The 12,316-nt window shown below is 74.2% G+C and carries 13 protein-coding genes; 12 read left to right on the forward strand and 1 reads right to left on the reverse strand.

The annotated features are described in order from the left end of the window. The first annotated feature begins 162 nt into the window (after positions 1 to 162). The 5 genes from BN3788_RS17835 to BN3788_RS17855 all read left to right on the forward strand — a co-directional run bounded on the left by BN3788_RS17835 (position 163) and on the right by BN3788_RS17855 (position 3,422). Entirely contained in the window at positions 163 to 1,731 is a 1,569-nt protein-coding gene (locus BN3788_RS17835) for a phage tail sheath family protein (protein WP_066589725.1), read from the forward strand. 62 nt (positions 1,732 to 1,793) lie between these two features. Next, entirely contained in the window at positions 1,794 to 2,273 is a 480-nt protein-coding gene (locus tag BN3788_RS17840) for a phage tail protein (protein ID WP_066589093.1), read from the forward strand. Between the two features lie 2 nt (positions 2,274 to 2,275). Continuing rightward, positions 2,276 to 2,785: a hypothetical protein gene (locus tag BN3788_RS17845; protein WP_066589095.1), complete on the forward strand. Its 510-nt coding sequence runs from the start codon at positions 2,276 to 2,278 to the stop codon at positions 2,783 to 2,785. 3 nt (positions 2,786 to 2,788) lie between these two features. Next, complete coding sequence (locus BN3788_RS17850; RefSeq protein ID WP_066589098.1) at positions 2,789 to 2,968, forward strand: DUF6760 family protein; 180 nt, start codon at positions 2,789 to 2,791, stop codon at positions 2,966 to 2,968. Continuing rightward, complete coding sequence (locus BN3788_RS17855) at positions 2,955 to 3,422, forward strand: phage tail protein (protein ID WP_066589100.1); 468 nt, start codon at positions 2,955 to 2,957, stop codon at positions 3,420 to 3,422. Before BN3788_RS17850 ends, BN3788_RS17855 begins: the two co-directional genes overlap by 14 nt. A 979-nt stretch (positions 3,423 to 4,401) precedes the next feature. On the opposite strand, the gene BN3788_RS17860 is transcribed toward BN3788_RS17855, so the two are convergent. Continuing rightward, positions 4,402 to 4,998: a hypothetical protein gene (locus tag BN3788_RS17860; RefSeq protein WP_066589102.1), complete on the reverse strand. Its 597-nt coding sequence runs from the start codon at positions 4,996 to 4,998 to the stop codon at positions 4,402 to 4,404. Positions 4,999 to 5,140: 142 nt separating this feature from the next. Here BN3788_RS17860 and BN3788_RS17865 point away from each other — a divergent pair, with 142 nt between their 5' ends. From BN3788_RS17865 to BN3788_RS17895, 7 genes are read left to right on the forward strand one after another with little or no spacing between them, the layout of a single operon-like run. Next, entirely contained in the window at positions 5,141 to 6,364 is a 1,224-nt protein-coding gene (locus BN3788_RS17865; RefSeq protein ID WP_066589105.1) for a hypothetical protein, read from the forward strand. Then, positions 6,364 to 7,020 (forward strand): CIS tube protein, encoded by a 657-nt coding sequence (locus tag BN3788_RS17870; protein ID WP_066589108.1) that lies wholly within the window; start codon positions 6,364 to 6,366, stop codon positions 7,018 to 7,020. The genes BN3788_RS17865 and BN3788_RS17870 overlap by 1 nt, the downstream gene beginning before the upstream one ends. Continuing rightward, positions 7,017 to 8,834, forward strand: coding sequence for a phage baseplate assembly protein V (locus BN3788_RS17875; RefSeq protein ID WP_066589115.1), 1,818 nt, complete (start codon positions 7,017 to 7,019; stop codon positions 8,832 to 8,834). The genes BN3788_RS17870 and BN3788_RS17875 overlap by 4 nt, the downstream gene beginning before the upstream one ends. After that, positions 8,834 to 9,271, forward strand: a complete 438-nt coding sequence (locus tag BN3788_RS17880; protein WP_066589117.1) for a GPW/gp25 family protein — start codon at positions 8,834 to 8,836, stop codon at positions 9,269 to 9,271. The genes BN3788_RS17875 and BN3788_RS17880 overlap by 1 nt, the downstream gene beginning before the upstream one ends. Beyond that, positions 9,271 to 11,217 (forward strand): putative baseplate assembly protein, encoded by a 1,947-nt coding sequence (locus BN3788_RS17885; protein ID WP_066589118.1) that lies wholly within the window; start codon positions 9,271 to 9,273, stop codon positions 11,215 to 11,217. Before BN3788_RS17880 ends, BN3788_RS17885 begins: the two co-directional genes overlap by 1 nt. 9 nt (positions 11,218 to 11,226) lie before the next feature. Beyond that, positions 11,227 to 11,787: a phage tail protein gene (locus BN3788_RS17890; RefSeq protein ID WP_066589120.1), complete on the forward strand. Its 561-nt coding sequence runs from the start codon at positions 11,227 to 11,229 to the stop codon at positions 11,785 to 11,787. Next, entirely contained in the window at positions 11,784 to 12,302 is a 519-nt protein-coding gene (locus BN3788_RS17895) for a hypothetical protein (protein ID WP_066589124.1), read from the forward strand. Before BN3788_RS17890 ends, BN3788_RS17895 begins: the two co-directional genes overlap by 4 nt. Positions 12,303 to 12,316 lie beyond the last annotated feature (14 nt).

Below are 12,316 nucleotides of genomic sequence, written 5' to 3' on the forward strand. Positions count from 1 at the left end.
GGGCCCGACTTGAGTCCTTGACGCTCATCTCTTCGAACTGCGTAGCGATTACCGATGTGAGGGCAGCGCCCCGCTGCCTAACGTCCATTCCTGAACCATGAGCCCAACCTGCCCGACGCCGCGCCGCGCCCGTGCAGACCACCCGATCGTGAGGGAGTGTCCGTGCCCACCTACACCGCACCTGGCGTGTATGTCGAGGAGGTGCCCTCGTCGCAGAAGGTGCTGGCCTCGGCGCCCACCGCCGTCGCCGCCTTCGTCGGCTTCACCGAGCGCGCCCCGAGCGATGACCCGAACGACCCGCAGGGCCTGGCGCCCCGGCTCGTGACGAGCTGGACCCAGTACGAGAACCTGTACGGCGGCTTCGTCGACGGGGCAGTGCTGCCGCTGTCGGTGTACGGCTTCTTCCTCAACGGCGGCTCGATGGCGTACATCGTGCGCGTCCCGAACGTCGACCCGGCCGGCGAGCCCTCCCGGCGTGCGCTGCCCGCGGCGGACCGCGCGCTGGGCCTGCCCGTCGCCGTGGAGAGCATCGAGCCTGACGCCGACCTCACCGTCGTCGTCGAGTCGGTGGACGGCGGCGCCGACGCCGAGGGGCCCTCGGCCTTCACGATCTCCATCGTGCAGGGCGACGAGACCGTCGAGTCGTACCCCGGCCTGTCCCTGGGCGGCCCGCGGGACGCCGCGACGGTGATCAACGCGACGTCGACGCGCGTCAAGGTCAGCGTCAAGCTCGACGAGGCCGTGGACCTGCAGAGCCAGCTCGAGCTGCTCAAGCCGGGCGCCTACGCACTGGAGAAGGCCGCGCCCGTGCCGGTCCCCGTCACCGGCCGCAAGTTCGCCGGCTCGGAGTCGGCGCGCACGGGCATCAACGGCCTCGCCGTGGCCGACGACGTGACGATGGTCATCGTCCCCGACCTCGTCACCGCCGCCACGCGGGCCGACGGCACGCTCGACCTGAGCCTGTGGAAGGCCGTGCAGACGGCCCTGATCGCGCACTGCGAGCAGCACCCCAACCGCATGGCGATCCTCGACGCCCCTCCCGGCATGGGCCCGCAGCAGATCAAGGAGTGGCGCTCCGAGGAGGCCATGTACGACTCGCAGTTCGCGACGCTCTACTACCCGTGGATCAAGGTGGAGAACCCCGCGGCGACCAGCGGCGACGCCGAGGTGCTCATCCCGCCGTCCGGCCACGTGGCCGGTGTGTGGGCCCGCACTGACGACACGCGCGGCGTGTGGAAGGCCCCGGCCAACGACACGATCCGCGGCGTCCTGGACGTCGAGCGCTCCATCACGCAGAACGAGCAGTCGCTGCTCAACCCTGTCGGGATCAACTGCATCCGCCCGTTCGGCACGCGGGGCATCCGCATCTGGGGCGCCCGCACCCTCACGTCGGACACCGACTGGTCGTACATCAACGTGCGCCGCCTGTTCAACATGGTCGAGTCGACCATCATGGAGGGCACCCAGTGGGCGGTCTTCGAGCCGAACGACGTCAAGCTCTGGGAGGGCATCAACCGCACCCTCAGCGGCTACCTGCACGGCCTGTGGCAGGCCGGCGCGCTGTTCGGGTCGAGCGCCAACGAGGCGTACTACGTCAAGTGCGATGCCTCGATCAACACCCCCGAGTCGATCGACGCCGGGAAGCTCGTGGTGGAGGTGGGCCTGGCGCCCGTCAAGCCGGCCGAGTTCGTCGTCTTCCGGATCAGCCAGAACAAGCAGTCGGCCAACTGACCGACACCCCGCGGGCCCGGACCACCGGGCCCGCGGCCCCCATCTCAACCTGAGGAGCAACAGTGGTCGACGGACTGTTCACCAATGACCCGATCGTGGCGCAGAACTTCTTCCTGGAGATCGACGGCGAGGTCATCTCGACGCTCATCAGCGTCGCGGGCCTGGACATCGAGGTGAGCGTGAGCCGCTCCAAGCAGTCCGGATCGGGCGGTGTGCTGCAGGAGGTCAAGGGCCTCGGCAGCGCCACCCAGACTTCCGACCTGCAGCTCTCGCGCGTGGCGCCGCTGGACTCGACGTCCGACAAGCTGTGGACCTGGTTCAACGAGATCCGCGGCACCGGCCTGGTCGCCACCGACCGCGCCGGCCAGCGCAAGAACGGCTCGATCGTGCTGTACGACACGGCCCGCAACGAGGTCGCCCGGTTCAACTTCTTCAACTCCTGGCCGAGCAAGATCTCCACGGACCAGCTCAACGTCGAGAGCACCGACGTCGTCAAGGAGAGCATCACGCTCGTCATCGAACGGCTCGAGCGCGTCAAGTGACCATGCAGACCAAGTACGACTTCACGCTCCCCCGCGGGTACGTCGACGCGCACGGGACGGTGCACCGCACCGGCACGATGCGCCTGGCGACCGCGCGGGACGAGCTGGAGCCGCTGCGCGACCCGATGATCGACGGCCCGGACGACCCGCGACTGACGGTCGTGGTGCTCGCGCGCGTCGTCGAGCGCCTCGGCACGATGGAGCTCGTCACCGCGCGGGACATCGAGGGCCTGTTCGCCGTCGACCTGGCGTTCCTGCAGGACTTCTACGGCGTCATCAACTTCGGCTCCCAGGCGGAGTACGAGGAGCTGATGGCGGCGCAGGGCGCGAGCTCGGGCCCCGTCAGCGGTCCTGTGGCCCCTGTGGCCGCCGCGGAGCCTGTCGAGGCGGAGCCCGCGCCCGTGGAGCCGGTGGCCGACGCCTTCGGCGGCGCTGGCCGGGTGAGCTCCGACGTCGCCTACGTCCGTCAAGGACGTGCGGCGATCGAGGAGATCCCCGCAGACGGTCGGTGACAGATGCTGCGCTACCCGTCGGAGGCGCTGTGGCAGGAGATCGCGTACCTCGCGTACCACCTGCACTGGCCCCTCGGTGACCTGCTCGACCTCGAGCACCTCGACAGGGTCCGGATGGTCCGGGCCGTGTCATCTCTGAACGAACGAGCGTGGGAGGCGGTGCGCGACCATGCCGGCAGCTGAGGTGCTAGGCGGTGAGCCGACCAGCAGCGCGTTGTTCCTCTTCGAGGTGGACGGCGTCGAGATCGGCACGTTCCGCTCGCTGCGCGGCCTCGAGCTGACAGTGGGCGTCGAGGAGTACGTCGAGGGCGGTCAGAACGGGTACGCCCACAAGCTGCCCGGGGTGCTGCGCTGGCCCAACCTCGTGTTCGAGCGCGGGCTCATCGAGTCCGACGCGCTGTTCACCTGGGTCGCGAACTCCGCGGGCGAGAACTTCGCCGCGCGGGGGAACAAGCTGACCCGGAGCACGGGCGCCGTGACCGCCATCAGCTACACCGGGGAGCGGCTGCGCGCCTGGGAGCTGCAGGGCGTCTTCGCGGTGCGCTGGGAGGGCCCCGCCTTCGACGTGGACCGTGAGGAGCAGCTCGTCGAGCGCCTCGAGGTCGCGCACAACGGCTTCCGGGCGAAGACGACATGACCGAGGCATCCCCTCACATGGGCGAGTCGGCCGCCCTGGACCCCGCGCAGGCGGGACCGGGCACGTCCGACCCGCGGACCGTGCTGGGCCGGGCGATCGCCGGGCGGATGCGCCGTCCGGGTCCACGGGGCGGACGCCGTCGCACCCCGCTCGTGGGCGGCCTCGCGGCCTCGTCCACGCGGTTCGTCGGCGCCATGCAGCAGACCGCGACGGTGCGACGCGCACTGGCGGGCCCCACGACCCTGCGTGCCCCGCGCCTGGCCGACGGGATGGCCCCGCCGCGATGGTGGACCCCGCAAGCGCAGGCCACCGGCCTGGATCCGCGCAGGGTCGAGCAGCACGCCCCCAATCCGGTCCGCAGGGCTCCCGGCCGCACGCCGACCACGGCGCGGCCCACCACGCTGCCCGTCCGACTGCCCGCAGAGGTCACTGCCGCGGGCCCGATGGTCGTCTCCCAGGACACCCGGCGGCGCTCCGTGCCGCCCAGGGCCGCCGGACCGTCCGGACCGTCGGGACCGGGTCGACCGCCTGGCGGCGAGGGCTCAGCGCCGGGGCGGCACTCGGGGACCGGGCACGGGCAGCCCGCGGCGAGCCACGCCGCTGGGCCCAGGTCCCCCGCCGCGCTCCCCCGCCCCCAGGCCTCACCGGCGGTCGGCACGGCTGCGCGTCCTGTGGTTGTAGGTCGATTGCACCGCGTGACGGCGGTTCGTTGGCTAGATGTCGGGGAGTGAGTGGTGACGGAAGGGGGTAGGAACGAGGGCGCGGGAAGAGGTATATAAACGAGCGCCGGCGTCGTGCGGCGGAGTCCCGCCACAGGACGCGCAGCCGTGCCGACCGCCCGGCAAGGGGCAGCCGGCTCACCCCGCGCGGCCACGGGTGTGCTGGGCCGCGGGGCGCTGCTGGCGCGTCGCGCCCAGGTGCGTGACGTCCTCAGCCCAACTCGCCAGGTCACGGCAGCCGCTCAGGCCCCGCAGGCTGCTCAGACTGCCCGATCCGGCGCAGTCCTCGGGCCGTCTGCGTCGAGCGGCGCCGCGGCGATGCCCGGCTCGATCGAGGCCATGCGGCCCTCCGCCGTGTCCGCGACGACGTCGATCCCGAGCGCGCCCGCAGGCGGCTCCCCGGCCGCCGAGGCCGCGGGCAGCCAGGCGCCGGCCTCCGCCCACGACGCGGCGCCCGCCGTCTCCGCCGCTGCGGCGCCCTCACCGCAGATGCCCTCAGCGCAGAGGCCCTCACCGCTGAGGCTGCGGCGTCGACTCGCCCCCGCCCGCCCGCTCACACATGTCCGACGCTTGTGGTCGCCTGTCGCGCGCCCTGCCGTCGAGCTTCGACCCACCGTTCCGACAGGGGTGGCCCCGACCGCCTCGACCGCCCCCGGCGTCGCCGTCGCCGACCGCCTGCGCCCGAGGTCCGCCGCCGAGCACGCCATGACACCGGGCATACCCGCTCGGGCGTCGAGCGTTGCCGCTGCGGCGGCGTCCACCACGACGCCCGCGGCGTCACGCACGGCGATGTCACGCGCGGCGGTCGCGGGCATCGCCACGCCGAGCCCTGCCTTGATCTCCCGCTCACCGCTCACCGCGAACGCGGCGCCGCCACCACACGCCGCCGCCTCCGCTGGGCCGACTGCACCCGCTGGGCCAGCCGCACACGCCGGGCGTGCCGCACCCGCTGGGCCAGCCGCATCCGCTCAGCCCGTCCTCGCAACTCAGCCCGTCGCCTTGGCGAGCCCGGGCTCCGAGGCGGGCGCCGGGTTGGCGGCGGCCGCCCTCCCCCGGGCGAGCGCGTCGACCCTGACGGCCGCGGTGGCACGGCCGACCCCCAGCCTCGGCACCGCGACGCCACCGATGCGCTTGCTGCGCGCCGCCGCCCCGCTCGGCGGTTCCCCTGTCGTCGCGCAGCACCCCGCGGAGCCGGCAGTCCGCACGGCCGGAGCCCGGGTCGCGGGCCGGTCCGTCCAGCGGGCGTTCCTCCCAGCCGCGCTCGACGGGCGCCGGATCGGCAATGGCCGGGTCGGCCACGCCGTCGGGAACGGCCCCGCGGCGCCCGGCGGCGCACCGGTCGGCACAGCGCCCCTCGGGGTCGCGACGCGCGGAGCCGGGGCGAGCGAGCGCGGGGTGCTGCGCCGCCGGATCGGCGCCGCGGGCCCGCTGCGCTCGTTCGCGGGCGCTCCGGGGCAGCATGTGGCGGCTCCGGCGTCGGGCCCCCGACCCAGGACGCAGGCCCCTCGGCGGCCGACCGCCCCCGGATGGCCGATCGGCCCCACTGACGCCCGCGCCACGGGAACGCCCGCTGCGTTGGCCGAGTCGCCCGCGACCCGAGACGCGCAGGGCCCGGCGTGGGCGGCCAAGCCCCGCGCCAGCCGTGCGACCCTCGCCAGCGTCACCGGCGTTCCGGACGCCACTCACCACCACGTGGCCGCCGGGCGGCCCGGTCGCGCACGGCACGCCGAGCAGGGGCCGCTGCGCCGGTCGCCGCTCCTGGGCGGCCTGCTGGCGTCGTCCGCTGTCGCCCCGCCGCGCGGCTCCGCCCCAGCCCGTACGGCCACCACGGCCCGTGTCGGCAGCGCGCTCCGCACCGGCGCGGGCAACGCGCTCCCCACCGGCGCCGACAACGCGCCCCCTCCCGTCCCCGCGATCGCGCGGGCGTCCGCCGGCGGCTCGCCCGGCACGAGCGCCACTGTGCGCCGGTCCCTGGACCGGGCGGCGATGGCCTGGCTGATGGACGCACCCACCTCGACCCCCGAGAGGCAGGCCCCGATGTCGCACGCCCTGGCCGACGCACCTCCGCTCCCCCGGTCCGCGGCCCCCGCGCCCGCGTCCGCCGCCGGGCTGGACGAGGCGACGATGGCGCGGATCGTCGACGCCGTCGTCGACCGGGTCGAGGCCCGGCTGTCCGACGAGGTCGAGCGGCGCGCCCACCGCGCCGGGCGGGGGGTGTTCTGATGGCCGGGCCCGAGAAGGCGTTCCTGGAGATCGAGAACGGCGACCGGCTGCCGTGCCTGTTCAACCCGGCGCAGCTGGAGATCACGCGGAGCAACGACTGGCATGCGCACCGGATGCCGGGCCGTGGCGTGCCCCGGCTGCAGTACGCGGGGGCCAACCCGGGGTGGATGCGCGTCGAGCTGTTCTTCGACACCACTGACGATGGCGCCCCGGTGACGCGGTACACCGGCAAGATCCTCGAGCTGATGGAGGTCGACCCGTCGCTGCCCGGCACCGATGAGGCCTCCCGCAACGCGCGTCCGCCGTATGTGACGTTCCACTGGGGCGAGCTGCACTCGTTCCGCGCGGTGATCTCCGACCTGGCGCTGACGTTCACCTACTTCTCCTCGACGGGCACGCCGCTGCGGGCGACCCTCGACCTGACGATGCGGCAGTACGAGCCGTCGCGCGCCTTCGGGCCGCAGAACCCGACGTCGGGCACCCCGCAGCCGCACCGTGTGCACCGGGTGCAGGCCGGGGAGACCCTCGACCGCATCTCGGCCCGCTACTACGGCGACTCGACGCGCTGGCGGCTGCTGGCCTCCGCGAACGGCATCGCCGACCCGCTCGAGCTGCGCGCGGGCACGCTGCTGTCCGTCCCCCGGATGGACGCATGAGCGCCGTCGACGACCTCCCCGCCGAGACGGGCACGCGGCTGGCGCCGCACGTCAAGGTCGACGGGTCCCTCCTGCCGGACGACTGGGCGGCGGCGCTCACCGAGCTGCGCGTGCAGGTGGGCGTGCGCACCGTCGGGCGCTGCACGCTGCGCTTCGCCGACCGCGGCTATGCGCTGTCCTCGAAGCCGCGGCTCCTGCTGGGCAGCACCGTCGACGTCCTGGCGGCGACGCGCGGCAGCAGCAGCCTGGTGCGGGTGTTCACCGGGAAGGTGAGCGGCGTCAGCGTCGAGCAGCGGGGGGCAGGCGCCTCCGAGCTCAAGGTCGTGGTCGAGGACGTTGCCGCGTCGCTCGGGCGGTCGACCTCCGCGGCGACGTACTTGGAGATGACGTACGACGACATCATCCGCAAGGTCGTGTCCCCGCAGGCCAAGGTCTCGCTCACGCGCGACGGCGCCGGCGACACGCAGGCGTACGTGTTGCAGACCGACTCCGACCTGGCGTTCGTGGACGAGCTGACGCGCCGCACCGGGCAGGACTGGGTCGTGGACGACGGCGTCTTCCACGTCTGGCCCCGCACGTCAGGCTCGGGCGCGGCGAGGCCGGGCGGCGGCGACGTGGAGGTGCGGCTCGGCGCGACGCTGAGCGACTTCACCGTGCAGCTCACCGCTGGCGCACCGTCGAGCGTGCGGGTGCGTGGGTGGGATCCGCTCGAGCAGCAGCCCGTGGAGTCGGTGGAGCGGGCGGACGGCGCAGCCGGGTCGAGCCGCATCGGGAAGAAGTTCAGTCTCTCCTCCGTCCAGGGTGGCGAGATCCTGGACGCGTCCGGCGCCCCCGCCAGCGCCACCGAGGCCGCCGCGCTGGCCAAGGCGCGGCTGCGCGCGGCTGGCAGCGTGCTGGCGCGGGGCCGCGGCCCGGTGCAGGCGGCGCTGCGGCCGGGCGGCTCGGTCACGGTGGTCGACGCGGGCCCGTCGTCGGGCACTTACCAGGTGCAGGAGGTCGTGCACGCCTACGACGCCCGCGGCTTCACCACGCAGTTCACGGCGGGCGACCAGCCCGCCGGCCAGGTGTACGACTCCCTCGCATCCCTCGCAGGCGCGGGATCGGCCGGGCTCGGCAGCTTCGCGCACGCCGGGCTGGCCGTTGGCCGCGTCACCGACATCAACGACCCGGAGAGGCTGGGGCGGGTGCGCGTGCAGCTCGTGGGGCTCTCGGCGACTGTCGAGTCGACGTGGGCGCGGGTGGCGGCGATCGGAGGCGGCGCCGTGCGCGGGCTCGTGTCCATCCCCGAGGTCGGCGACGAGGTGCTGGTGGGGTTCGAGTCGGGCGACGTCCGCCGGCCCGTGGTGTTGGGCGGGCTGTTCGGCAACGGCGTGCGCGGGCCGGAGAGCGCCGTCGAGGACGGCAAGGTGGTCGCGCGGCGGCTGACCTCACGCCTGGGCCATGTCGTCGAGCTGGGCGACGGCGCGCAGGACGCCGCGCAGCATGTGCTCCTCGAGCTCGCGGGCAAGAAGCACAGCCTGCGGCTCGGCAAGGACAAGGCCCACCTGAGGCTGCCTGACGGCGTCCCGCTGACGGTCGCCGTGGGCTCGTCGACGATCACCCTCGATGGGAAGGGCGCGATCGCCCTCCAGGGCACGTCGGTGGCCGTCAAGGCGAAGGAGAAGCTGTCGCTGTCGGGCGCCACGGTGGAGATCGCGGCGTCGGGCGGCCTCAAGGCGTCGGGCGCCACCGTCGACATCAAGGGCTCGGGCAAGGTCGCGATGGAGTCCGGCGGCCCGGCAGTGATCAAGGGAGCGATGGTGCAGATCAACTGATGGACGCCACCACATCCCCCGGCGGCGCCGTCGACCAGGCCGCGTCGTTCATCGGGCGTGGGTTCAGCTGGCCGCTGCAGGTGGACCACGCGGGCTCGATCAAGCTCACGCACGGCCCCGAGGACATCGACCGCTCGATCCGCCTCATCCTGCTCACGGCGCCCGGGGAGCGGCTCATGCGGCCGCAGTTCGGCTGCCGTATCTGGGACCTGCTCTTCGAGCCCGTCACCGCGAACCTGCTCGGCCTGATCAGCGAGGCCGTGCGCGACGCGCTGGCCCAGTGGGAGCCGCGCGCCATCGTCGAGGACGTCCAGCCCGTGCAAGACGAGGACGTGCCGTCGCTCGTCCACGTCCGCATCACGTACCGCGTGGTGTCCACGAACAGCCGGCGCAACCTCGTGTACCCGTTCTACGTCATCCCGCACGAGGAGCACTGATGCCGCTTCCCCCGCCCCACCTCGACGACAGGTCCTTCCAGGACATCGTCGACGAGACGAAGCGGCTCATCCCGCGCTTCACCCCGGAGTGGACCAACCACAACGTGTCCGATCCGGGCGTGGCGCTCATCGAGCTGTTCGCCTGGATGAGCGAGATGGTGCTGTTCCGCGTCAACCAGGTGCCGGAGCGGCTGTACGTGCACTTCCTCAACCTCGTGGGCGTCGAGCCGTTCCCCGCGTCGGTGGCGGGCGCCGACCTGACCTTCTGGCTGTCGGCGGTCTCCGACCGGCCCGTGGTGGTGCCCGCCGGGACGCAGGTGGCCACCGGGGCCGACGGCGCCCAGGAGCCCATCGTGTTCGCCACCGTCGCGGAGGCCGTCGTCAGCCCCCCCACCCTCGTCGCGGCGCACACCGCGCAAGCGCACACGGGCGAGGCCCTCGACGCGCTGGGCGACCTGCGCTACCCCGGGCACGCCGTGGTGGTCTTCCCGTCGGCGCCGCTGACCCCCGGAGACAGCCTGCTGCTCGGTTTCGCGGAGTCGCTGGCCGGCCTCGTGCTGCGCATGGACGTCGAGGCGGACGCCGAGGGCATCGGCGTCGACCCCCGCACCCCGCCGCTCGCCTGGGAAGTGTGGTCCGGTGAGGGCTGGGTCGCGGCCCAGGTCCACGAGGACACCACCGGCGGGCTCAACCGGGACGGCTCGATCACACTCGTCATCCCCGCCGTCCACCAGTCGCTCACCCTGGCCGGAGTGGGCGCGTTCTGGCTGCGCGCCCGTCTGACGCACCCGGCGCCGGGGCAGCCCACGTACGAGGCCTCGCCGCGGCTGCACTCGCTCAACGCGCACGCCGTGGGCGTCACCACACCGGCCGAGCACGCGGCGGCGGCGCCCGCCGAGCACCTCGGCCGCTCCGACGGATCCCCCGACCAGCGCTTCACCGTCTCCCGCCGGCCCGTCGCCCGCCGCCGGGACGGCGAGGCGGTGCGCGTCATCACCCACGACACCGCGACGGTGTGGCAGGAGGGGCCCGACTTCGCCGCGTCGGGGCCCGGGGACCTGCACGTCGTGTGGGACTCGTCCACCGGCGAGGTGCGCTTCGGCCCCCGCGTGCGCTACCCCGACGGGACGGTGCGCCAGCACGGCGCCATCCCGGCGGACGGCGCGGAGATCGCCGTCACGGGCTACCGACACGGCGGCGGCGCCCTCGGCAACGTCGGATCGGGCACCCTCACCGCGCTGCGCTCCACCGTGCCGATGGTCGCGTCCGTGACGAACCTGCGCCCGGCGACGGGCGGCGTGGACCCCGAGTCCGTGGACGAGGCGAAGGTGCGCGGCCCGTTGATGCTGCGCACCGGGATGCGCGCCGTGACGGCGAGCGACTACGAGCGGATCACCCACGAGACGTCCACCGAGGTCGCGCGGGCGCGCTGCCTGCCGTCGTCCGACGGGCGCCAGCCGGTGCGGGTGCTCGTCGTCCCGCGCGTCGCCGGCGACCCGCGCGGGCACGCCATCGACGACTTCGCACTGCCGGACCACCTCCTCGACCGGGTCTGCTCGGTGCTCGACGAGCGGCGGCCCGTGGGGGTGGCGGTGGAGGTCGGCACGCCGTTCTACCAGGGCGTCAGCATCGCCGCGCTGGTCCGCGCCCTACCGGGGCGCCCACTGCCGCTGGTGCGCGACCGCGTGCTGGGCGTGCTGCACCGCTACGTGCACCCGCTCACCGGCGGGCCCGACGGCTCAGGCTGGCCGTTCGAGGCCGACCTGACCGCCGCCGTCGTGGCGCAGCTCATCGAGGCGGTCGAGGGCGTGGAGCGCGTGGACGAGGTCCAGCTGTTCGCGTACGACCTGCGCAACGGTCGCCGGGTGGGCCTGGGCCGTGACGCGCTGCGGCTCGAGCCGCATGCGCTGTTCCTCTCGGCGGCGCACCAGGTCGTGGTCAAGTGAGGCCGCGGCATGGCTGACGACTGGATGCTGCGCCAGCTCCCCCCGGCGATGCTCGACGACGACTTCTTCGTGCGGTTCCTGTCGATCTTCCAGACGCAGGCGAGCACGCTCCTCGCCCACGCCGAGAACCTCGGGCACCTCGCCGACCCGGGCGTCACCCCGCCCTCGATGGCGCGCTGGCTCGGGACGTGGATCGGGCTCGACGGCGTCGACGCCGGGCTCCCCGAGCAGTTGCAGCGCGACCTGGTGCGCACAGCCGCGCGGTCGCTGCCGTGGCGCGGCACCCGGCGGGGCCTGGTGGCCCTGCTCGAGGTGCTGAGCGGCGGCCCCGTCGAGGCGCGCGAGGGGGGCGGCGCTTTCCCCGAGGGCGGCGCGGGGGCAGACCCCGGCTGGGGGGTCATGACCGTCACGTCGACGGGCGCGCTGGGCGACGCCGACTTCGCGGCCCGCGTGGTCGACGAGCTCCCCGCGCATGTGCGCGCCGAGCTGTGGGTCGCCGGACGACAGGTCCCGCTCACCGGAAGCGTCCCCTGGGACGAGTCGGCCGGGCGCCCGATCGGCGTCGCATGACCACGCGGAGCGACATGGACCGCGGGCTCGACGACGGCCGGGCGGCCGCAGGCGATCCGGCGCGCCCCACGGTGATGCCCACGGCCCGCGCCTGCCCCCAGTGCGGGCTGCCGGGGTCCGTGGTGGGCAGCCGCCGCAGCGCCGAGGACTTCTGCCGGCGCTGCGACTTCCCGCTCTTCTGGGCGGGCGACAGGGTTGAGCGCGCCCTCGTCGACGAGGGCGTCCAGGACAGCCTGCGCCGGAGCCCTGGCACTGTGGGATCCGCCGCCCTGGCGAGCACCCCGTGCCCGGCCTGCGCCGAGCTGAACCTCCCGTCGGCCACGACGTGTGTGCGGTGCGGCTCGGGTATGGAGCCCCCGCCGCCCGTCGTCGTCATCGCGCCCGTGCCCGAGCCCTTCGTGCTCCCGCCGCTGGCCGTGCTGGCCGGATGGCGGGTGCTGCCGTGGCGCGTGATCGGGTCCGGGGCCGCCCTCGCCCTCCTGGTGGCGGTCGTGGCGGCCTGGCTCCTGCCCTGACGGGCCCCCGGGCG

It is taken from the genome of Cellulomonas timonensis, assembly GCF_900046455.1.
In the GTDB taxonomy this organism is placed as follows: domain Bacteria; phylum Actinomycetota; class Actinomycetes; order Actinomycetales; family Cellulomonadaceae; genus Cellulomonas_A; species Cellulomonas_A timonensis.